This is a genomic window from Porphyromonas vaginalis, assembly GCF_958301595.1.
Taxonomy (GTDB): domain Bacteria; phylum Bacteroidota; class Bacteroidia; order Bacteroidales; family Porphyromonadaceae; genus Porphyromonas; species Porphyromonas vaginalis.
This window is the reverse complement of sequence record NZ_CATQJU010000001.1, coordinates 1,387,695-1,409,855: the sequence shown is the minus strand read 5'-3', so window position 1 is coordinate 1,409,855 and position 22,161 is coordinate 1,387,695. Positions and strand designations below refer to the sequence as shown.

The window sequence follows — 22,161 nt, the reverse complement described above, 5'->3', positions numbered from 1 at the left end:
CAGATTACACTTTTGTATTGGAAAAAGTGTACCTTTGCGTCGTAATGTAAGACGAAACAGTTCTAGTTGCAAATAGAAACGTCTCAAATATAGACCGTATGAATACAAATAGTCGCAAGGATAACTATGTAGCCAAGGCGATCAGCATACTCAAGCAGGAGGGCTTCAGACTATCGCTCGATAAGATGGCTACCAAGATGGGGATCACGAAGAAGACCCTCTACAATAACTTCAGCTCCAAGGAGGAGCTGCTTAAGGAGTGCGTGCACGCTATCTCGGGAGACTTCCAGCGTGTGCTCTCGATACTCGATGACGAGGAGGTGAGTGCCATAGAGAGCTTGACAAAGTGCTTCGCACAGCTAGACGAGCTCTTCGTAACGCTGAACCCCGTCTTCTTCTCCGACCTGATGCGTAGCAATCCCGACCAGGCGATGCTGGAGCATGTCATGGGGTCTAACTACTTCGGCGAGAAGATGACGGCCAATCTACAGCGGGGCGTCCAGACGGGTCTCTATAGGGCCGATCTAGACATCCCCTTCGTATGCGAGTATATGTCTTACTCGATATTTGGCTTTTACATACAGGCAGTGATTCGCAGTAAGCCGTTACCCTCGGGTAGCTACTTCGCCTCCATACTACAGTATCACTTACGAGCTATCGTCTCGACACAAGGGAATTAGTTTACACACCACAATCATGATAAAATCTAATCGTCGCACTGGGCTGCTCCTCATCAGCCTGCTCCTGCTCGTAGCCTCAGGCTATGCTCAGGAGAGCTACTCGCTACAGCAATGTCTCAACTATGCTGTGCAGCACAACAGTAATGTCAAGAAATCATCCTACGATCAGGAGAAAGCGAAGCAGGCTCGCAAAGAGGTGATCGGAGCTTTGATGCCTCAGATCAGCGGGTCGGCTGCGCTAAATGACAACGTAAAGAAGGCTAAGTTCATCATGCCGAACTTTATGAACAATATGCTCCCCGAGAAGATGCGCGACCCCAACGCTTCACAGTATATGACCATCGAGATGGGTACGCAGTACAGTGCCAACGCTGGAGTCGCTGTCAATCAGCAGATACTCAATATGTCGCTCTTTAACACGCTCGACATTGCCAAGGTCTCTGAGCGCATGGCGACACTAGCTGCGACCTCGACCGAGGAGGATGTGATCGCCCAGACGGCAACACTGTATTATGGAGCTCAGGTCACGCAGTATGCGGCCGAGCAGATGGGGCATAGTGTAGAGCTAGTGGACAAGATGCTCCGCACGATGGAGGCTAGCTACTCCAGTGGCTTGATCAAGAAGGTAGACGTGGATCGTCTCAAGGTCAACCTGACCAACCTCAAGACACAGCAAGCAGCTATCGAGAGCGGACTGGAGGTGCAGAAAAACCTCCTCAAGCTACAGATGGGTCTAGAGGTCACAGAGCCGATCGTGATCGCTCCGCTAGACTTAGACCAGCTAGCTCAGCAGGAGATCGCCGAGAGTGGCTCAGCAACCTTTGACCCCGTGCAGCATATCGCCTACCAGCAGCTGCAAGAGCGTGAGAAGATGGCGCAGCTACAGGAGCGCTCTAAGCGGTATGACTACATCCCTACCCTATCTCTTGCCTTCAATGCTCAGTACAACTATACGAGCGACAAGCTCTTTGGCGGTGGCAACACGCAGTACAGTTACCCGACAGCGATGCTGGGGCTGAGCCTGCGGGTACCTATCTTTAGTGGTCTCTCTCATCTCTCCAAGGTGCGCGAGAGTCACATGGATCTGCTCAAGGCGCAGGAGGATCTGCGCTCTCTCGATCAGTCGCTACGCATGGCGCATCTCAACGCTTCGCTCAAGCTACAAGACACTCAGCGGACGATCTCACTGCAAAAGGAAAACCAAACCCTCGCAGCACAGGTCTTCGACCTAGCACAGCAAAACTTCACCCTCGGTGTAGCTTCGCTCTCAGATGTGCTCAATGCGAGTCAGTCGCTCGTGCAGGCGCAGATGTCTTACGCCAACGCCCTCGGCGACTATATCAAAGCCTACATCGATCTCAAGAAGAGCAAAGGCGAGATCAGAGACTTAATGAATTAAAGAACAACTCAATAGCATCACACTTATATAGTTATGAAACGAAAAGTCTATCTACCGATAACCATCGTGCTAGCTATCGGACTCATCGTACTAGTCCTAGTACTGAACAAGCAATCCACCACCGCCAAGACACAAGCCCTCCTCGCTGAGGAGTCGGCCGTGGCTGTACGCACAGAGGTAGTCAGCGAGAGCGACTATACCGCAGACTTCACCGCCAATGGACTCGTGGAGGGTGTGCAAGATCTATCCTTCGTCTCCAGTCTCGGCGGACGCGTCGTCTCGCTCTATGCCGACGAGGGCGACCATGTCTCCAAGGGCAAGCTACTCGTACAGCTCGATGCCGAGACGCTCCGAGCCGATGCCGAGTCTAGTCGTGTAGCTTACGAAGCAGCCAAGAAGGACTACGAGCGCTTTCAGCAGGCGCACAGTCAGGGCGGTGTCACCGACCAGCAGCTCTCGACGATGCACACGCAGATGGTCGCAGCCCAGGGACGGTACATATCTAGTCGCAGTCGCCTTACCGATGCCTCTATCAAGGCGCCTATCTCGGGAGAGATCTACAAGCGCTACGTAGAGGTCGGGAGCTATGTCAACCCAGGCACGAAGCTCTTTGACATCGTTGATGACTCACAGCTCAAGGCTAGTTGCTTCGTGACCGAGCGCCAGCGTTTACAACTCACCAAGGGACAGACAGTCTCCGTGGAGAGCGAGCTTTACCCTGGTCAGACGATCACGGGCAAGATTTCAATGGTAGGTGACAAGGCGAACCATGCGCTCGCCTTCCCCGTGGATGTAACGCTAGACAAGCAGAGCACCGACGGACTGCGCCCTGGGATGTATGTCTCCGTATCCTTCGGCAATCAGCAGGAGACACATGGTATCTTGATTCCCCGCCGCGCTATCGTCGGCAGCGTCAAGGACGCTCACGTTTATGTCGTAGAGCAGGGCGTAGCTAAGCAGAAGGCGATCACCGCGGGTTCTCTCATCGGTGACCGCATTGAGGTGCTGAGCGGACTACAAGCTGGCGAAAGCGTCATCGTAGCCGGACTCATCAACGTATCGGACGGACTACCCGTCAAGACCATCAACGAGTGACTGAGCGGACCACAGCATGAAAATCGTAAAGTTATCTATCCAACGCCCCATCTACGTCACAGTACTCTTCATACTGCTGACTGTGCTGGGGTACTTGAGCTTCAAGAGCTTGAGTGCAGAGTTGATGCCTAAGTTTACACCGCCTCTGCTCAACGTACAGATCATCTACCCAGGCGCATCGCCTAGCGAGGTGGAGAACTCGCTAACGCAAAAGGCCGAGGAGGTGCTCTCCAGCATGGAGGGCATTGATCAGATGCAGTCTTACTCTTTCGAGGGTATGTCGATGATCATGGTCTCCTTTGACTTTGGTACCGACATTGACAAAGCTATGACCGAGGCGCAAAACCGTCTTGCTGCCAAGCGTGCCGAGCTTCCTCGCGAAGTCTTTGCCCCTCGTATATCTAAGGTGTCAGTAGATGAGAAGCCTATCCTGATCCTCTCCGCCAGAGCCGACATCGGCTCCACAGAGCTCTACGACCTTGTGGACAAGCGCATCGTCCCCGAGCTATCGCACATCAAGGGCATCGCCAATGTAGACCTCGTCGGTGGTGTAGAACGTGAGATACAGATCAACCTTGACAAGGGACGCATGCAGGAGTTTGGCATCACACCGATGATGGTGCAGGGTGCCATCAGAGCGTCCAACCTCGACTTCCCGACAGGTTACCTGCAGAGCGACGAAACGCAGATGGCCGTACGTCTTTCTGGCAAAATAACCTCTATCGAGGAGCTACGCCAGATCATCCTGCGCAATGTCTCTGGCGCACCCATACGTCTAGAGGATGTCGCTGAGGTAGTAGACGGGGTCAAAGACCCTGTCAAGATGGGACGCGTCAATGGTCAGGAGGCGATCCTGCTCAATATCCTCAAGCAGTCCGATGCCAATGCGCTCCAGGTGAGCGAAGCTGTCGGCAAGCAGATCCAAAGCCTTGAGGAGCAGTACGCCTCTGAGGGACTCAAAGTGGAGGTAGCACAAGACACAACCACCTTCACGCGCAACGCCATCAGCTCCGTGCTGACCGACCTGCTCCTAGCGATCCTACTCGTATCGCTCGTGATACTGCTCTTCCTGCACAACGTGCGCAATGCGCTCATCGTGATGGTCGTGGTGCCCGTATCGCTCATCTCCTCCTTCATCGGGATGCGCATCTTCGGCTTCACCCTCAATATGATGTCGCTCCTAGCCCTCTCACTGGTCATCGGGGTCCTCGTTGACGATGCCATCGTGGTCATCGAGAATGTCTACCGCCACATGGAGATGGGCAAGAACCGTGTCCGAGCCACTTGGGACGCACTCAGCGAAATCGGGCTCACGGTCATCTCCGTGACGCTCGTCCTCGTGGTGGTCTTCCTCCCGATCATCTTTACCAATTCGCTGGTGTCGGACATCTTGCGTCAGTTCTGCGCTGTGATCGTCATCGCCATCCTCTTTAGCCTACTCGCTGCCCTCACCTTGGTGCCTCTGCTCACATCTAGGCTGGGCAACATACAGCCACTACGTAACGACCGTCCGCTGGGTCGTATGCTCACGAGCTTCGAGCGTGGCATCAGCCGCTTTGCCGAGGGCATTTCGTCGCTCACACGCTGGGGACTAAGCCACCGCTGGGCTTTGGCAGGCATCGTCGTCGCGCTGATGGCTGCGGTGCTGGTCCTCTTCCCCTTGGGCTTTATCAACTTTGAGTTCCAGCCCTACATGGACCGCCAAGAGTGTATCATACAGCTCGAGATGCCCAAGGACATCTCTATGGCTGAGTCCAACCAGCTCGTGCGCAAGGCTGAGACGTGGCTCATGCAGCGCCCCGAGGTGGAGAAAGTGGTGACCATGGTCGGACTAACGAGTGACAACAGCCAGAGCAGCAAAGGTACCCCCTACCTCGCCGAGCTAGATGTCAAGCTACGGAAGACGCCCGAAGGTACCGAAGCCTACGTGGCTCGTATCCGCAAACCTCTGACCGACTACCTCGTTGATGCGCGTGTCAACGTCTATAGTGTGAGCATGACTGGCACCGTCTCCAAGGCGGCTGTCGAGTACATCGTTTCAGGTGCGGACAAGGATTCGGTGGCGCTCTTTGCGGACAAGGCTTTGGCGCTCCTGAGCACCATTCCGGGAGTCATACAGCCTACCCTTTCGGTCGAAAACGCTACCCCCGAGATCCTCGTGCGAGTGGATCGTGATAAGATGTCCAATCTGGGACTAACGCTAGACAATGTGGGGGGTATGATGCAGACCCTCTTCCAGGGCAATGACCAGCTCCGCTACACGCAGGGGGACTACGAGTATGCGATAAATATACGTGCCGACAAGCTCTCTCGTCGCTCCATCGAAGATGTGGCAAGTCTCACCGTCGCCAATCCGCAAGGCGACCTGATACAGTTGTCGCAGTTTGCCGATGTGACGCTCGGCATCGGGCCTAGTCGCTTGGAGCGCTTCAACCGCAACAGCTCCGTGACCCTGCGTGCACAAGCCTACGGCGTACCTGCAGGAGCCATCGCCAAGCAGTTTATGGGGCAGCTCAGCGAGGCGCAGATGCCCCAAGGCGTACAGATACAGACCGCTGGAGATATGAAGAAGATGGCCGACTCGATGAGCGTCCTCACCACCGCTATCCTGCTCTCCCTACTCTTCATCTACCTAGCCCTCGTCCTACTGTACAACAACTGGACGGATCCGCTCGTCGTCATGGTCGCCATCCCACTATCCATCGTGGGGGCGCTCTTAGCCTTGGCTATGAGCAATACCGCTATGAGCATCTACGCCATGCTCGGCATGGTGATGCTGGTGGGACTGGTCGCCAAGAATGCGATCCTACTGGTGGACTTTGCCAACGAAGCTCGTGGCGAAGGCTTGTCCGTGGACGAAGCACTTATTCAGGCGGTCAAGCTCCGTACCCGCCCGATCCTTATGACGGCACTATCGACCATCATCGGTATGCTCCCCGTAGCGCTCTCACGTGGATCGGGTGCCGAGCTACGTACCGGTATGGCGTGGGTCATCATCGGCGGTATGGCGCTCTCCACGTTGCTGACGCTGATTGTCGTACCCGCCCTCTACAAAGCCTTCCACGCTAGGCAGCGCACCAGCAGCAAGCCAAAGGTCGATATAGAAGCACTGATGCAAGAGTAACCCGCACGGGGTCGCAACCTGCCTCAAGTTTACTTTGTCTTAGTCACGCCTAGGAGCGACCGCACTCCTGGGCGTGACTTTTTCGTCCCCCCCTTCCCGATATGCTCTTTTCGTCAAGAGGAGAGTTTTCCTACCTAGGAAATTTCTGATTCCTCCCTTGGAACTAAAAAGTTCCCCCCTTGGAACTGAAAAGTTCCTCCGCTGGAACTAAAAAGTTCCTCCTTGGAACTTTTTAGTTCCAAAAGGGGAACAACTTTTGGAACTCGCATATATAACGAAATCAGCACAATACAAAGAACGCAAACTACCTCCGCGCTTTATGGATACTCCTAGATAAGAGTTAGCGAGGGGAGGGCATTGTTGCAAGATACGCCCGACAACGACTCGGCGTTTAACGGCCTCCACCGGATCGAGGAGTTGCAGGAGGGTTGGCTACTCTGATATTTTTTACTACCTTTGTGGGTGACTCTTAGGGGTGCCACAGTGCGACTGCATGGTGGCTGAGATGAGACCCTCGACCTGATCCAGATAATACTGGCGTAGGCAAAGAGAACGACTACACGCTGACCGTGCAGACTCTCATACTGGGACACCCTACTTGTCAAGCCTCATTGGCTGGACAGTACACACTAAGAGTTTTACATACCAGACTGATGAAGGTATGTAGGCTCTTTTTCTTTTTATATGGCTTATGCAAGTAACGATCAATAAGACTCCCCACGACCTGCCGGCAGGTACCTCGCTACTAGAGGCGGTATCGCCTGTCGTCGCGACGCTCGACCACACGGCGCTAGCGGTCAACCATCGTGTCATACCACGTGACGCCTGGCCTACGCACCAGCTCTGCGAGGGTGATGCTGTCACGATCATTACCGCAGCAATGGGTGGCTAAAACACTCCTCTTCTTCCAAACACACTTAATCTCTTTACTCTATGAAGCAAAAAGATCAAACGGACAATCTAAACATCTCTCAGGGTCCACTCCCTGGCTCTACTAAGATATATGTCACCGGCTCTCGCCCCGACATTCGCGTGCCGATGCGTCGCATCACACTCTCTGACACCATTGACGAGGAGGGTGTACGGCACAACAACGGCTCGGTCGTAGTCTACGACACCTCGGGGCCCTACACCGATCCCGACTATCATGTCGATCCGCACCAAGGGCTACCTAAGATACGCCAGCAGTGGATCGAGGAGCGTGGCGACACGACGAGACTGAAGGAACAGAGCTCGGAGTATGGTCGCAAGCGGAGACAAGACGCTTCGCTAGATCATCTGCGCTTTGCCCATCTCAACGACCAGCCGCTCGTAGGCACCGAGGAGCATCCTGTCACGCAGCTATACTATGCGCGTCAGGGGATCATCACCCCCGAGATGGAGTATGTCGCTATCCGTGAGAATCAGCTCATTGACGAGATCCGAGAGCAGTACCCACAGCATCTAGGCGAGAGCTTTGGAGCTAATATCCCGGAGCGCATCACCCCTGAGTTCGTCCGTGACGAGATCGCTGCTGGACGAGCTATCCTCCCCAACAACATCAACCACCCGGAGAGCGAGCCGATGATCATCGGACGCAACTTTCTCGTCAAGATCAATGCCAACATTGGTAACTCGCCCATCACCTCCTCTATCCAGGAGGAAGTTGAGAAAGCGGTCTGGGCTATCCGCTGGGGTGCTGACACCATCATGGACCTCTCTACGGGGCGCAACATCCACGAGACGAGAGAGTGGATCATTCGCAATTCGCCAGTACCTGTAGGCACCGTGCCACTATACCAAGCTTTGGAAAAGGTCAAGGGACAGGCAGACAAGCTCACCTGGGAGCTTTACCGCGACACGCTCATCGAGCAGGCGGAGCAGGGTGTCGACTACTTCACCATCCACGCCGGCTTGCGCTGGCAGTTCATCCCGCTGACGATGAAGCGTCTCACTGGTATCGTCTCTCGTGGCGGTGCTATCATGGCGAACTGGTGTACGACGCACAAGCGTGAGAGCTTCCTCTACGAGCACTTTGACGAGATCTGTCAGATCTGCGCTCGCTACGACGTAGGTATCAGTATCGGTGACGGCTTGCGTCCTGGCTCTATCGCCGATGCCAACGATGAGGCACAGTTTGCCGAGCTACGTACGCTGGGTGAGCTATCTCGCATTGCGGACAAGCACTGCGTGCAGGTCCTCATCGAGGGCCCTGGTCACGTACCTATGCAGCGTATCAAGGAGAACATGGACTTGCAGCTAGACCTTTGCAACGAAGCTCCCTTCTACACGCTCGGGCCGTTGGTCACTGACATTGCCCCAGGCTATGACCACATAACTAGTGCCATAGGTGGTGCTATGATTGCGTGGCGCGGCACAGCGATGCTCTGCTACGTGACCCGCAAGGAGCACCTAGGCCTGCCCAACAAGGACGATGTCAAGGAGGGTGTCGTCACCTTCAAGCTCGCAGCCCACGCGGCCGACCTAGCTAAGGGACACCCAGGCGCATACTACCGCGACTACGCTATGAGCAAGGCACGCTATGAGTTCCGCTGGAAGGATCAGTTCCACCTAGCACTCGACAGCGAGACCGCACTTCAGTATCACGACGAGACGCTACCCGCTGAGGGACACAAGGAGGCACACTTCTGCTCCATGTGTGGTGAGCACTTCTGCTCGATGCGTGCTAGTCGTCAGCTGCAGAAACGCATCGAGGACGACAAGTAATCAGTAAACCGCCTGACGCCCCATGATCATCATCACGCCGCCCGAACGTAAGTATGTAGAAGATGTAGCTGGCGATATCTTTGATGTCGTAAGAAGTTGCATCTGTAAGGTACACCTGCGCATGCCGGGAGCCTCTGAGGCTGACTTTAGAAAGGTCTTAGACAATCTAGAGCCCACCTATCACCAGTATGTCGTGCTGTGTGATCACTATGCGCTACTGGCGGAGTATGACGTGGCGGGCGTCTACCTACCCTATCGTCGTGTGGCGGAGTGGAGGGATATCCCTCTCGCTCCTCACCAGACGATAGCGGTCGGGGCGCATTCGATCCAAGAGCTACTGGAGCTGCCCTTCACACCAGACTACGCCCTGCTCAGCCCGCTCTTTGATAGCATTAGCAAGGAGGGCTATCAGGGCAATCCCGCCTTACTTTCGTGTCGGGAGGAATTGCTCAAGCTCCCTTACCCTGTCTACGCTCTTGGGGGCATCACCCCCGAGCGGCAAGAGACCGTCGCAAAGGCGGGCTACGCTGGGGTCGCCGTACTAGGAGACATCTGGTCGCAACCGCAGGAGCAACGACAAGAGCGGCTGGATCAATACCAAACGCCCGCCATTCTGACCGTTGCGGGTCACGACCCCACATCGGGAGCTGGCATCAACATAGACACCCGCATCGCAAATAATCTGAGCGTGCAGTGCTACAGCGTTATCTCTACACTCACGGCACAGAGCCTCCGCCGCTTCGTCTCCGCTACCGCTACACCGTCCGACCAACTTCAGGAGTCGCTGACGACGCTTCTCACCGACCACCCAGTCACCGTGGCTAAGCTCGGTATGGTGCAGGACTTACAGCAGGCGGTGCAGATCGTTGCGCAGATGAAGGCGCTAGGCGTCAAGCGAATCATTTGGGACCCTATCCTCCAGCCCACAGCCGCCGAGGAGACGCAGTCCCGCCTTTGGACAGAGGAGCAGGACCAGCTCGCTACCCTACTGAATGAGGTAAGCCTCGTCACACCCAACAAGCCTGAGGCTCAGGCGCTCTTTGGCACAGACGATCCCGCAGAGCTTCAGCGCATCGCTCAGGAGCACGGCGTGGCTATCCTCCTCAAGGGTGGACACGACACCTCTTCGCCACATCTTGTGATCAACCATCTGATCACCCGTGACGGCATCCACCCCTACTACACGCATCGCTACGACAAGTCGATCCACGGCACTGGCTGTATGCTCTCCGCAGCAATCGCCAGCTACTGGGCCATGGAGTACAGCCTCGTAAGCTCTGTGCAGCGGGCTTGCCACTACCTCGCCACTATCTTTGCGGGGCAACCAAACCGTCCTGGGCGACAGCTACTTTACCCCAAGTTCCTTTCAGGGAATTGGAAGAAGCAGCATCTGTACTCACACTTTGCCCTGCAATATGTGACCAACGAGTCAGACCCCGACACACTATATAACAAGGTATCCCAATACCTAGAGGCGGGCGGACGCTGGGTGCAACTACGACTCAAGGAGGCGACCACCGAGGAGCGCATCGAGATGGGCCTGCGCCTGCGCACACTGACCGATCGCTACCATGCCTGCTTGCTCATCGACGACGACATCATCGCCACCATCGCGGTAGACGCTGACGGGGTGCATCTCGGCAAGCGAGACTGCCCTCCACAAGAGGCGCGACGCATCCTGGGCGACGAGTACATCATCGGCTATACGGTCAATAGCCTCGACGACCTACCGTCTGCCTTGGCAGCCGACATTGACTACATCGGCGTGGGTCCCTATCGAGACACACAGACCAAAGCTCTCCTCGCTCCTATCTTGGGCTTAGAGGGGATCTCGCAGATCGCTCAGCAAGCTCTAGAGAGAGATCGCTGCTACACCCTTCCTCTGATCGTGGCTATCGGAGGCATACAGCCGGAAGATGCTGAGACGCTCTTAGGCAACGAAAACATTGACGGCATCGCCGTGAGCGGTGCCATCGAGCATGCCACCGATATGGCCCAAGTCGTATCGCAGTTACGGCATCACAGATCAAGCTTTCCTAAATATATTCTATAGACATACATTCTAATTTACTATATACATGCAGACTAAGTCATTGAAAATCGGAGACCACGACTTCACCTCGCGCCTCTTCATCGGAACTGGCAAATTTGCCAACAATCAACTTATGTCAGACGCCCTCGACGCTTCTGGCAGCGAGCTTATCACCGTCGCGCTTCGCCGAGTAGAGACCTCTGCAGGCCTCCACGATACACTCATTGAGAGCATCACACGCCCCAATGTCATCATCCTACCCAATACCTCTGGTGCACGCAATGCCGACGAGGCGGTCTACGCCGCACAACTAGCCCGTGAGGCACTACAGACCAACTGGATCAAACTAGAGGTACACCCTGACCCTAAGTACCTTCTCCCCGATGCTATGGAGACGCTCCGCGCCACCGAGCAACTCGTCAAGGAGGGCTTCATCGTCATGCCATACATACAGGCAGACCCTGTGCTCTGTAAGCGACTCGAGGAGGTCGGTGCACCTTGCGTCATGCCCCTCGGCGCTCCGATCGGTAGCAATATGGGACTCACCACGCGAGATATGCTACGTATTATCATCGCAGAGAGCACCGTCCCCGTAGTTGTAGACGCTGGCATCGGTCGCCCCTCACACGCTGCCGAGGCTATGGAGCTTGGTGCCGATGCGGTACTCGTCAATACCGCTATCTCTACCGCTGCCGACCCAGTAGCTATGGCCACCGCCTTTAGAAAAGCTGTCGAGGCTGGTCGCTCAGCTTACGAGATGGGTCTGCACCAGCCCGCCACCGATATGACCGCCACCGCCACTTCACCACTCCAAGGATTCTTTGACTAATGACATTCTACGATTATAAGCAGCAGTACAATTGGGAGCAGGAGTGTGCTGAGTTTGACACCTTTACTGCTCAAGATGTAGAGCACGCCATCGCCACAGCTACGCCTACGCTACGCGACTTCAAGGCACTCATCTCCCCCGCAGGAGATGCTTACCTAGACGCTATGGCGACCAAAGCACAGCAGCTCAGCATCGAGCGCTTTGGCAAAACCATACGCATGTACGAGCCTCTCTACCTCTCTAACTATTGCCACAACCACTGCGTCTACTGTGGGTTCAATCAGGAGAACAAAATCGTCCGCAAGGTACTCACCATGGAGGAGGTGCAGGCTGAGGCAAAAGCTATCGCCGACATGGGCTTCACCCATATCCTTCTCGTGGCGGGCGAGTCTCCAAAGCATGCCGGAGTCGAGTACTACCGTCAGGTCATCGAGCTCATACGCCCCATGTTTGCGCAAATATCCATCGAGGTACAGCCTATGTCTGTCGAGGATTACAAAGTTCTCGTCGAGGCGGGCGCTCACTACGTCTGCGTCTATCAGGAGACCTACAACGAGGAGAGCTATCCACGCTTTCACCCCAAGGGGCTCAAGGCCAACTACCGTTTCCGCTTAGAGACGCCCGACAGAGCCGCCGAGGCAGGCTTTCGCAAGGTCGGTATTGGAGCCCTCCTAGGACTAGACAACTGGCGCACGGATGCTTTCTTTACCGCGCTACACCTAGACTATCTTGAGAGCCACCACTGGCAGACCAAGTACTCAATCTCGCTGCCCCGTCTGCGTCCGCACGTAGGCTCCTATATGCCTGCAGACCCGATCAACGACCGTCAGATGGTACAGCTCATCTGCGCTTACCGCATCTTCGATCCCGAGGTCGAGATCTCCCTATCCACTCGCGAGAGCAGTGCCTTCAGAGATATGGCGGTACGCATCGGTGCCAACTCTATGAGTGCTGGCAGTAGCACGCAGCCTGGCGGTTATGTCGATCCTAATCCTGAGCTAGAGCAGTTCTCGATCAACGACTCACGCTCTCCCGAAGAGATGATCGCTGCTATCAAAGCACAGGGTTACGAAGTCATCTGGAAAGACTGGGACCAGTGGATGTAACCCGCACGCCCCACGACAACGCTGGCATCACTGACGGCGCACGATATGCGCGTCAGCTACAGCTCCCCGAGATAGGTCCCGAGGGTCAGCGACTACTCGCTCAGACGAGCGTGGCAGTCGTTGGCGCTGGGGGCTTGGGAGCACCTATACTCTACTACCTCACAGCTGCAGGCATCGGGCGCATCGCCATCATCGACTGCGATGTTGTCTCCCCCTCCAACCTCCAGCGTCAAATCCTCTACTGTGAGGCCGACCTCGCACACCCCAAAGCTATCCAGGCGCAAAAGCGTCTCACCGCGCTCAATAGTACCCTCCAGATCGAAGCCATCACTGAGCGACTTAATGAGACCAATGTGGCGACCCTACTAGCCGACTATCAGATCATCGTCGACGCTACGGACAACTACCCCACACGCTATCTCCTAGACGACTACACCCGCAGCGCCGCCAAGCCACTTGTCCATGGTGCTATCGAAGGGTGGCGAGGACAATGTACCATCTTTGCGTCCTCTAGTACTCTACGCTACCGCGACCTGTACAGCGAGCCGCACAGCGCAGAGGAGATCGTACCGCCCGGCGTCATCGGTGCCACCGCTGGCGTCATCGGCAGCATCCAAGCGAGTCAAACGCTCCAGCTAGCCTTAGGGCAGACGCCCTCCCTCCTCGGCAAGCTCCTCACCGTCGACCTCTGGCACGGCTCGTGGCACACCTTCGACCTCGCCTGACACGCCCCCACCATCTGCCCCCATTGACCTGCTGCAAAGGAAGATCATAGCTAATAGCAGGTATGCCACTTCCTACATCCGCCCACTCGTATGACATGTGGCACTGAGGCTAGAGCGTGTCTATTACGAGTCATTTTTAGTAAGTTTGTCGTGGCTAAGCAGCAAAACCACTTGACTAAAGAAGCAAAAACCACTAAACTTAAGAGACAACCTACTATAATATAGTATGACGCAGGAAGAGACTTTTGACAACCGCAGCGAGGTAAGAGACTACACGCTAGAGGTGTGCACAGCCAGCTTGAGAAGTGTGCAGGCCGCTGTGGCGGGAGGAGCTAAGCGTATAGAGCTATGCTCCGCACTATCCGTAGGGGGACTGACACCTTCCCTAGGACTCCTCAGAGAGGTGCGCGCCCTCTATCCCGAGCTTCGCATCCATGTCTTGATCCGCCCGCGAGAGGGAGACTTCGTCTACTCCGAGGAGGAGCTACGCGTCATGGAGCGAGACATCGAGGCGGCACTACCCTACGTCGATGCTATCGTCAGTGGTGCTATGACGCCCGCTGGCACTGTCGATGAGGTCGCTACAAGACGACTCGTGGAGCGGTCTCAGGGAGTCTCCTTCACGTTTCACAGGGCGTTTGATCAGTCGCAGAACCCGCTAGTGGATATGGAGACGATCTGCACATTGGGCTGCACCCGTATCCTCACCTCTGGTACTCGGGAGACTGCCGAACTGGGCATCCCGATCATTCGTCAGCTCATCGAGCGAGCTGCAGGAGCCATTACGATACTCCCTGGGGGCGGTGTGACGGCGAGCAACATCCGGCGCATACTCACCGAGACGGGTGCTCAGGAGATACATGGCTCAGCATCTCAACGTCTACCAGACGGCAGGCAGGAGACCTCGGCAGATATCGTTCGCGACTTCCTAAAAGCTATTCACTAAACACTTATCTTTGCACAGCAAATACAACTCTCTATCTAAATCTTATGACACGAAAAGCTCTCCTTTACCTCATCACAGTGATGCTCCTAAGCGGGTCGCTGGCTCTAGCACAAACGAAGCCAACCGCTACCTCAACGAGTAGCGATCAGGTCGAGCAGTACCTAGACTTCCTCTATCAGTACCTACCGCTCACCGATCGTTATGACTATAGCAGAGCCTTTTACGAGCACAATGTGCGACTCTCACTACAGACTCGCCAGGAGATGCCCTGGGGCAAGCAGATACCCGAGCGGGAGTTCAGACACTTCGTCCTACCGATTAGGGTCAATAATGAGAACCTGGACAATAGCCGAGAGGTCTTCTACAAAGAGCTCAAAGATCGTGTCAGCCGCATGTCTATGTACGACGCTGTGCTAGAGGTCAACCACTGGTGCCACGAGAAGGTCACCTACCGCCCCACAGACGCCCGCACCAGTAGCCCACTAGCGACCGTCTGTACAGCTTACGGACGGTGTGGCGAGGAGAGCACACTGCTCGTCGCGGCGCTCCGCTCTGTGGGTATCCCCGCCAGGCAGGTCTACACGCCCCGCTGGGCGCATACGGACGATAATCATGCGTGGGTCGAGGCGTGGGTCGATGGCCAGTGGTACTTCTTAGGTGCCTGCGAGCCTGAGCCTGTGCTCAACTTAGGGTGGTTCAACGAGAGTGCTTCGCGCGGTATGCTCATGCACACCAAAGTGTTTGGAGCGTACGACGGACCCGAAGAAGTGATCCGCCAGACGTCCTTCTTCACCGAGATCAATGTGATCGACCACTACGCCCCCAGCTCCGACCTCACCATCGAGGTGAAGACGCCTGCGGGCGAGCCAGTAGCCAATGCCCGCGTAGACTTCAAGCTGTACAACTATGCCGAGTACTTCACCGTAGCCTCTAAGTTTACCGACGCCTTAGGAAGAGCCAAACTCACGGCTGGGCGCGGGGATATGATGGTGTGGGTCGAAAAGGACGGCGCCATAGCCCTGAAGAAAGTCACCTTCGGTGCCAAGCCCGTGGAGACCGTGATCCTATCGTCCGAGAGCCTGCCGAAGATTCTTGACGAAACCCTTACACCGCCTAGCATATCAGGCTCCCTGCCTCCAGTCTCCGAAGAGATGCGACGCGTCAACAACGAGCGTCTAGCTTACGAGGATAGCATCCGGCAAGCCTACGAGGCGACGATGGTCGATGAGTCACGAGGCAATCACGCCACCATTCAGCAATTCATAGCACAAGCAGGCAACAAAGAGATGGCCGAGAAGCTCCTCTCCGTCCTAACGAAGAAAGATCTGCGAGACATCGCCCTCGAAGTCCTACAAGACAGTGAGACTGCCGAGACCAATCAGTCGGAGATCTACTGCAAGTACGTCCTCAATCCCCGCGTAGAGCTGGAGTGGCTCACACCGTACAAGCACTTCCTCCGTGAGCAGCTAGCAGCCCTCCGCTCACCACAAGAGCTGATCGACTGGACGCTCGCCAATATTAAGCTCGTAACGGACCAGAACCCGCAGCGCCTCAGAATGCAGCCCATGAGCGTCTACCGCGAGCGACAGACCGATGAGCTAGGCAGAAACATCTTCTTCGTAGCAGCAGCCCGTAGTCTCGGATGGCCCGCACGCATCAACGAGATCAATGGCAAGCTGCAGTATTACACAGACGATCACTGGGTCGACGTCCTCTGGCACGACCAAGCTAGCCCCATAGCCACCGCCCCTCAGGGTACACTCCTATTAAGCTATACCCCCTCGAAGTATATCAGCGATCCTAAGTACTATGCGCACTTTACCATCAGTCGCATCGTCGATGGCAAGACCTCGCTACTGACCTTCGACGAGGAGGCTACCTGGAGTCGTGACTTTGCCCAGGGCATCACCCTAGACGAGGGCCGCTATCTCCTGACCACTGGCACACGTATGGCCAGCGGTGCCGTGCTCACCCATAGCGAAGTTTTTGAGATCAAGCGTGGGGAGACCACGACCGTACAGCTCACCATGCGAGAGAGCAATGAGGGGGTACAGGTCATCGGCAGCTTTAATGCGGAGAACCTCTACTACGACCTCGCCACACAGACCACCAAGAGCCTCATCTCGACCACCGGACGTGGCTACTACATCTTAGGCTTGATCGCGCCAAATCACGAGCCGAGCAATCATACGCTACGAGACATCGCCATCTATAAGTCCTCTCTCGAGGAGTGGAGCCAGTCGGTCGTACTACTCTTTGAGAGCCAAGACGCCGCTACACGATTTGTCGACGAAGGCTTCGACCTACCCGCTCAGGTAGTCTGGGGCATAGACTCAGAGGGTGCTATACTCAAGGAGATCCGCGAGGAGATGAAGCTCACCTCCAGTTCGCTACCCATCTTCCTCATCTGCGACACATTCAATCGAGTCGTCTACATCCAGCAGGGCTACACCATCAACATCGGTGAGCATCTCGTGAAGGTACTCAAGCAATTGTAGTCGCACCGCGCAACACCCCACGCGCCTCTCACAACACCCCGCGCACGGCATCCCCGCCGTGCTGCTCGACACGAACAGGGCTCGGACACACCAGTCGGTGCGTCCGAGCCCTGCGTTTGAGACTGTTGCATAAAGGCGAATCGCTGTGTTGCTTTCGGGATTCGGCTTCGGTCACATACGGAGGTATGCTCCCTTCAGACCTCACCCTCAGCGCCTTGCGCTTCATCCTTTCTGCAAAGTCAGGACAATCTTGCAAGCAAGATTGTGAGACTGTTGACTTTTGCAACAGTCTCCATTTATACTCCATCGATCTCGCCAGCCCAGTCCCCGCCACACGAGTAGCGATTCGTAGGGACAAGCGATCATAGCTAAGCTCATTGTATATAATGTCTCTCCCCTACCCTCTAACCTCTGATCTCTACCCTCTAACCTCTAATCTCTATTTACATCTCTTTACAGGGAAATTCGTCCGATTCCCTCCTTTCTCGAATATCCACGTGGAAAATCTCAAATCTCCACGTGGATATTTTTCTTTTTCCACGTGGGCGTGATTCATTTCTTCCGAAGTTTCATTTCATTCTTCCGAAGTTTCATTTCATTCCTCCGAAGAATTTTTTATTCTCCACGTGGAGATTTTGAAATATCCACGTGGAAATCACTTTTTTCCCGACACAGCCCCGTATCGATGTGTAGTCAGATCTAAATTATTGTAACGAGCCAACCCCCAGTCGGAGGGGCAAAGCCCTGGACGACTAGAGGGGGCGGTCTGGAGCGGGAGCGGGGCGGGTGGGTGGGGAGCTTCTGCTGTGGAGAGCTTTTCGTATATTTGTGGGTAGAGGGCTTTTGCCGCAAGAGGCAAGGGCTTATAAAGGGCTTATATACTAACGAATCGAGACTAACCGACTATGCTACGTAAATGGATGCCGATGACGATGACGATGATACTGCTCCTCGTGGGAGCTGTCGCTTGTCAGAAGGCTACAACAACAGATCAATCAAATACTACAGAAGAGACTATGCGTATGACAACTCAAGAGAAAATGGACATCTTCCTAACACGCAGGAGTATACGTAAGTATAAGCCTGAACTACCGTCTCAGGAGCTCCTAGACAAGGTACTCGAGGCGGGCACCTATGCGCCCTCGGCGATGGGCAAGCAGTCTGTCACGATCGTGGCTGTGACCAATCGTACTGTGCGCAACCAGCTCTCGCAGCTGGCTAACAAAGCTCGCGGTGGAGAGGAGGATCAGTTTTACGGTGCTCCAGCGGTCTTCGTCGTGCTGGCGGACAAGTCGCTATCGAGCAATTACCTACAAGATGGCGCTCTGGTGGTAGGCAACATGCAGAACGCAGCTCACGCGCTCGGTCTCGGCACTTGCTGGATCAATGCGGCTAAGGGGATCTTCGAGCTGGAGGAGGGTCAAGCACTTCTCAAGGAGTGGGGACTGGAGGGAGACCTCGTGGGTGTCGCCTGCTGCATCATCGGCTACCCAGATGAGAGTCCCGAGCCAGCACCCCGCAAGGATCGCTATGTGATACACGTTGACTAGCACCCCACGAGTAGCCCGCAGGGACGCACGGACGCTCGAACCGGCTCATCTCGCAAGATTGTTGTACTTTTGAGGAGTAATTACAACTTTACCTTATACAGATATTACTATGACAAGACTACGTACACTACTACTTTCTCTCGTAGCACTCTGCGCGCTCGGTGGCACAGCTCAGGCTCAGATGCCTCTGCGTATCTACGTTGACGCAGCTCCACTCTTTAACCTTTCGCATGCTAAGACGCTTCAGGATGTCTCTGAAAACAAGCTTTTCGTTGGCTACCGCCTAGGCGCTGGAGTAGACGTCAATGTGGGCAAGATGATGTACATCGGCTCAGGACTGACCTTTGCGATGAAGGGAAATCAATATACTTTCCTCTCTCCAAAGGGTGAGGGCGACATAAAGATTTACAGCCACTACATGCAGATCCCCATAAATGTGGGTGTACGTCTGAACTTGACGCCTACTATCGGTGCTTCCGTAGAGGCTGGTCCTTACTTCGCCTACGCACTGGGAGCTACCGTAAGCCAGGGTAAAATCCTAGACGATATCCAGAAGACTTACAACGTCTACAAGGACGGCATCCTCGGGATGGATGGTGCCAAGCTCAAGCGCTACGACATCGGTCTGGGTGCTAAGGCTAAGGTAACCTTCGGCTCGTGGTATGGTATGCTAGGCGCTGACATGGGCTTCGTCGATGAGCTGAAGCTTGAGAAGAATGATCCTAAGCTAGAGAAGTTTGGTCAGAAGGCTATGCGCAATACCTCCTTCTACCTCGGTGCTGGCTTTACTTTCTAAGTGAATATGGAGAGACATAACACGCTGATCATCGTAGCGCATCCCGACTTGGAGCACTCTGTCATCAACAAAGCTTGGATGGAGGCACTCACGGGACACGCTACGATACATAGCCTCTGTGACGCTTACCCTGCAGGGACGCCCATAGACGTGGCGCATGAGCGTGCGCTCGTGGAGCGTCACGATCGTGTGATACTACAATTCCCCCTCTACTGGTACTCCGCTCCGGCCATCCTGAAGCAGTGGACTGACGAGGTCTTTGGCGAGGGCTGGGCCTTCGGCGAAGGGGGCGACGCATGGGTGGGTCGCCAGCTGGGTGTCGCTGTCTCTTGTGGTAGTGCTGAGGCAAACTTCTGCGAGGGCGGATCGCAAAAGCATACGCTAGCGACTTTCCTTACACCTTACGAGGGGCTAGCCGCTTTCGCACGAGCTGACTATATAGGGCATCACGCCTTTTACGACACGTATAGCGATACGGTCGCCGAGAGGCTACCGGCAAACTGTGAGGCGTATCTGCGCTTTGCACTTCAGTAACCAATGAATCTAGACGTTAGCCACTATGAGTACGATCATTGACCTACAGGGCGTCACGGTATCACGCAATGAGCATGAGCTACTGCGAGACGTCACACTATCGCTCGAAGCGGGGGACTTTGCCTACCTTACGGGTCCCGTGGGGAGTGGCAAGAGTTCGCTCCTAGAGATACTCTATGGCGAGCTGGCCCCTAAGGGTGGCGTCGCTAAGGTGCTCGACTACAACCTGCACCGCATGTCTGTACGCCAGCGACAAGCCTTGAGACGCTCGCTGGGGATCGTCTTCCAGTCACAGGCGCAGCTCCTATATAACTATACGGTGCAGGGCAACCTAGACTTCGTCCTTCGTGCCGTGGGGGTGAAAAAGCGGGAGCAGCGTGCTACGCGTATCGAGGAGGCACTAGCACAGGTCGGTATGGAGGGCAAGCACTACAAGTACCCACACGAGTTGAGCGGTGGCGAGGCTGAGCGTATCTGCATAGCGCGAGCCCTGGTCGTACGTCCACGACTGATCCTACTCGATGAGCCTACGACGGGACTAGATAGTGAGACGTCACTACTGATCGGTCAGCTGATCCAATCACTGGCTAAGGAGGGTGTGGCGGTGCTGATGAGCACGCACAATGAGACGCTCATACAGGAGCTACCCGCCACAAGATACCATATCGATCTGGAGAGTCGTACGCTGGAGCGTATTGACCTACCCCCTACCCTAGAGGAGATCGAGGAGCCTTCTACAGACCCTATTGAAGTAGCACTATGATCGTACTGAAGTTTGGCGGCACCTCTGTCGGTTCACCCGATCGCATACGCTCGGTAGCGCATCTAGTGGCGAGTATACCAGGGCGCAAGACGCTGGTGCTCTCGGCTATGGCTGGCACGACGAACGACCTCGTGACGCTGACGGAGCTGATCACCTCTGGCGAGCGTGATCGTGCGACTCGTCATGTGGAGATGCTCCGTAGTCGCTACATAGACAATGTAGTACCAGAGCTATTCGCGGGGCATGAGCTACACCAGCAGTTGGCAGAGGAGGCTTTGACTCCGATCTTGGACAGTCTCCTACTTCAGACGCTCAACGAGGCTTTTACCCACAACGATGAGAAGCAGATCCTCGCTTGTGGCGAGATGATGTGTACCGCCCTGATGGCACTCACGCTACAGCTCTACGAGGGGATCACACCGCACAAGCTACTGGCTCTAGACTTCATGCGCATCACCCACGAGGGGCGACCGGACATCGAGTACATTGCTCAGCGGTTGCGCCCGATGGTCGAGGAGGTACGCGATGCGGAGGCACTCTTCCTCACGGAGGGGTACATCTGTCGCAACGCTTTCGGCGAGGTGGACAACCTGCGTCGTGGCGGTAGCGACTACAGTGCTACGCTCATTGGCGAGGCGGTACAAGCTGAGGAGATACAGATATGGACCGACATTGATGGGCTGCACAACAATGATCCGCGAGTAGTCAATATGACGTCGCCTGTGCGTCGTCTGAGCTTTGGCGAAGCAGCTGAGCTAGCACGCTGCGGAGCTAAGATCCTGCACCCCGCCTGCATCGAGCCGGCACGACGTGCGGGCATCCCTGTGCGACTGCTCAACACGCTCGACCCGTCGGCTCCTGGCACGCTCATATCTCATGTGACAAACAGAGATATGATCAAGGCGATCTCGGCTAAGGACGGGATGTGTGTTGTAACGCTCCTGCTGAAGCATCTGAGCAATAGCGACGTCTCTACGGGGCAGTTCCTCGTGACGCTGACGGAGGCTATGCACCGCCTACACATAGAGCCAGACATCTTGATGGCTTCGGGCGATGGTTACGTCATCGTCGCAGAGGAAGACTCGGAGGCGATCTCCACGCTGATCGAGGAGATGACGCCCTGGGCTGAGGGCTCTGTGCAAAGCGACCTATCGATCCTCGCGATCGTAGGCGATATGGGGTGGCATCGCATAGGCTTTGAGGCGCGTATCCTCGAGGCGGTAGACGATGTAGCCGTGCGGCTCATCTGCTACGGAACTAGTGGTAACAGCATTGACCTAGTCATCGCTACGGAAGAGAAAAAGCGTGCGATGATCTATCTCTCGGATCACCTCTTCGCACATCTGCGTACACCAGGTCCAGAGGTGCTATAATAATA

At 55.3% G+C, this 22,161-nt stretch carries 17 protein-coding genes and 1 riboswitch; all 17 genes read left to right on the top strand.

What is annotated here, in order from left to right:
- The first annotated feature begins 98 nt into the window (after nt 1–98).
- The 17 genes from Q2J34_RS05590 (at nt 99) to Q2J34_RS05510 (ending at nt 22,156) form a co-directional block, all read left to right on the top strand.
- Nucleotides 99–680 (top strand): TetR/AcrR family transcriptional regulator, encoded by a 582-nt coding sequence (locus Q2J34_RS05590; RefSeq protein ID WP_300969501.1) that lies wholly within the window; start codon nt 99–101, stop codon nt 678–680.
- Between the two features lie 16 nt (nt 681–696).
- Nucleotides 697–2,079 (top strand): TolC family protein, encoded by a 1,383-nt coding sequence (locus Q2J34_RS05585; RefSeq protein ID WP_298887843.1) that lies wholly within the window; start codon nt 697–699, stop codon nt 2,077–2,079.
- Between the two features lie 33 nt (nt 2,080–2,112).
- Nucleotides 2,113–3,174: an efflux RND transporter periplasmic adaptor subunit gene (locus Q2J34_RS05580; protein WP_298887845.1), complete on the top strand. Its 1,062-nt coding sequence runs from the start codon at nt 2,113–2,115 to the stop codon at nt 3,172–3,174.
- Between the two features lie 16 nt (nt 3,175–3,190).
- Nucleotides 3,191–6,298, top strand: coding sequence for an efflux RND transporter permease subunit (locus Q2J34_RS05575; protein WP_298887847.1), 3,108 nt, complete (start codon nt 3,191–3,193; stop codon nt 6,296–6,298).
- Between the two features lie 461 nt (nt 6,299–6,759).
- Nucleotides 6,760–6,861, top strand: a riboswitch (TPP riboswitch).
- Nucleotides 6,862–6,989: 128 nt separating this feature from the next.
- Nucleotides 6,990–7,190, top strand: coding sequence for a sulfur carrier protein ThiS (gene thiS / locus Q2J34_RS05570; RefSeq protein ID WP_025883295.1), 201 nt, complete (start codon nt 6,990–6,992; stop codon nt 7,188–7,190).
- Between the two features lie 41 nt (nt 7,191–7,231).
- Complete coding sequence (gene thiC / locus Q2J34_RS05565; protein WP_297113377.1) at nt 7,232–9,004, top strand: phosphomethylpyrimidine synthase ThiC; 1,773 nt, start codon at nt 7,232–7,234, stop codon at nt 9,002–9,004.
- A gap of 22 nt (nt 9,005–9,026) precedes the next feature.
- Entirely contained in the window at nt 9,027–11,057 is a 2,031-nt protein-coding gene (gene thiE / locus Q2J34_RS05560; RefSeq protein ID WP_298887850.1) for a thiamine phosphate synthase, read from the top strand.
- A 25-nt stretch (nt 11,058–11,082) separates the two neighbouring features.
- Nucleotides 11,083–11,865 carry a thiazole synthase gene (locus Q2J34_RS05555; protein WP_296928446.1) on the top strand — a complete coding sequence of 261 codons (783 nt, stop codon included), beginning with the start codon at nt 11,083–11,085 and terminating at the stop codon, nt 11,863–11,865.
- Entirely contained in the window at nt 11,865–12,971 is a 1,107-nt protein-coding gene (gene thiH, locus Q2J34_RS05550; protein WP_298887852.1) for a 2-iminoacetate synthase ThiH, read from the top strand. Before Q2J34_RS05555 ends, thiH begins: the two co-directional genes overlap by 1 nt.
- Nucleotides 12,962–13,696: a HesA/MoeB/ThiF family protein gene (locus tag Q2J34_RS05545; RefSeq protein ID WP_300969500.1), complete on the top strand. Its 735-nt coding sequence runs from the start codon at nt 12,962–12,964 to the stop codon at nt 13,694–13,696. The genes thiH and Q2J34_RS05545 overlap by 10 nt, the downstream gene beginning before the upstream one ends.
- 226 nt (nt 13,697–13,922) lie before the next feature.
- Nucleotides 13,923–14,642, top strand: coding sequence for a copper homeostasis protein CutC (locus Q2J34_RS05540; RefSeq protein WP_300969499.1), 720 nt, complete (start codon nt 13,923–13,925; stop codon nt 14,640–14,642).
- A 44-nt stretch (nt 14,643–14,686) separates the two neighbouring features.
- Nucleotides 14,687–17,140, top strand: coding sequence for a transglutaminase domain-containing protein (locus Q2J34_RS05535; RefSeq protein ID WP_300969498.1), 2,454 nt, complete (start codon nt 14,687–14,689; stop codon nt 17,138–17,140).
- Between the two features lie 905 nt (nt 17,141–18,045).
- Complete coding sequence (locus Q2J34_RS05530) at nt 18,046–18,690, top strand: nitroreductase family protein (protein WP_300969497.1); 645 nt, start codon at nt 18,046–18,048, stop codon at nt 18,688–18,690.
- Nucleotides 18,691–18,799: 109 nt separating this feature from the next.
- Entirely contained in the window at nt 18,800–19,486 is a 687-nt protein-coding gene (locus Q2J34_RS05525; protein ID WP_300969496.1) for an outer membrane beta-barrel protein, read from the top strand.
- Nucleotides 19,487–19,492: 6 nt separating this feature from the next.
- A complete protein-coding gene (locus tag Q2J34_RS05520; RefSeq protein WP_300969495.1) occupies nt 19,493–20,020 on the top strand; it encodes an NAD(P)H-dependent oxidoreductase in 528 nt (175 codons plus the stop codon).
- A gap of 25 nt (nt 20,021–20,045) precedes the next feature.
- Nucleotides 20,046–20,783 carry a cell division ATP-binding protein FtsE gene (locus tag Q2J34_RS05515; RefSeq protein WP_300969494.1) on the top strand — a complete coding sequence of 246 codons (738 nt, stop codon included), beginning with the start codon at nt 20,046–20,048 and terminating at the stop codon, nt 20,781–20,783.
- The gene (locus Q2J34_RS05510; protein ID WP_300969493.1) at nt 20,780–22,156 is read left to right on the top strand and encodes an aspartate kinase; all 1,377 of its coding nucleotides are present in this window, start codon (nt 20,780–20,782) and stop codon (nt 22,154–22,156) included. The genes Q2J34_RS05515 and Q2J34_RS05510 overlap by 4 nt, the downstream gene beginning before the upstream one ends.
- Nucleotides 22,157–22,161: the final 5 nt, after the last annotated feature.

Excerpts from the sequence above, each read along its gene's own strand:
- Q2J34_RS05590 (WP_300969501.1), top strand. The coding sequence starts at position 99 with ATGAATACAAATAGTCGCAAGGATAACTATGTAGCCAAGGCGATCAGC.
- Q2J34_RS05585 (WP_298887843.1), top strand. The coding sequence starts at position 697 with ATGATAAAATCTAATCGTCGCACTGGGCTGCTCCTCATCAGCCTGCTC.
- Q2J34_RS05580 (WP_298887845.1), top strand. The coding sequence starts at position 2,113 with ATGAAACGAAAAGTCTATCTACCGATAACCATCGTGCTAGCTATCGGA.
- Q2J34_RS05575 (WP_298887847.1), top strand. The coding sequence starts at position 3,191 with ATGAAAATCGTAAAGTTATCTATCCAACGCCCCATCTACGTCACAGTA.
- thiS (WP_025883295.1), top strand. The coding sequence starts at position 6,990 with ATGCAAGTAACGATCAATAAGACTCCCCACGACCTGCCGGCAGGTACC.
- thiC (WP_297113377.1), top strand. The coding sequence starts at position 7,232 with ATGAAGCAAAAAGATCAAACGGACAATCTAAACATCTCTCAGGGTCCA.
- thiE (WP_298887850.1), top strand. The coding sequence starts at position 9,027 with ATGATCATCATCACGCCGCCCGAACGTAAGTATGTAGAAGATGTAGCT.
- Q2J34_RS05555 (WP_296928446.1), top strand. The coding sequence starts at position 11,083 with ATGCAGACTAAGTCATTGAAAATCGGAGACCACGACTTCACCTCGCGC.
- thiH (WP_298887852.1), top strand. The coding sequence starts at position 11,865 with ATGACATTCTACGATTATAAGCAGCAGTACAATTGGGAGCAGGAGTGT.
- Q2J34_RS05540 (WP_300969499.1), top strand. The coding sequence starts at position 13,923 with ATGACGCAGGAAGAGACTTTTGACAACCGCAGCGAGGTAAGAGACTAC.
- Q2J34_RS05535 (WP_300969498.1), top strand. The coding sequence starts at position 14,687 with ATGACACGAAAAGCTCTCCTTTACCTCATCACAGTGATGCTCCTAAGC.
- Q2J34_RS05530 (WP_300969497.1), top strand. The coding sequence starts at position 18,046 with ATGCTACGTAAATGGATGCCGATGACGATGACGATGATACTGCTCCTC.
- Q2J34_RS05525 (WP_300969496.1), top strand. The coding sequence starts at position 18,800 with ATGACAAGACTACGTACACTACTACTTTCTCTCGTAGCACTCTGCGCG.
- Q2J34_RS05520 (WP_300969495.1), top strand. The coding sequence starts at position 19,493 with ATGGAGAGACATAACACGCTGATCATCGTAGCGCATCCCGACTTGGAG.
- Q2J34_RS05515 (WP_300969494.1), top strand. The coding sequence starts at position 20,046 with ATGAGTACGATCATTGACCTACAGGGCGTCACGGTATCACGCAATGAG.
- Q2J34_RS05510 (WP_300969493.1), top strand. The coding sequence starts at position 20,780 with ATGATCGTACTGAAGTTTGGCGGCACCTCTGTCGGTTCACCCGATCGC.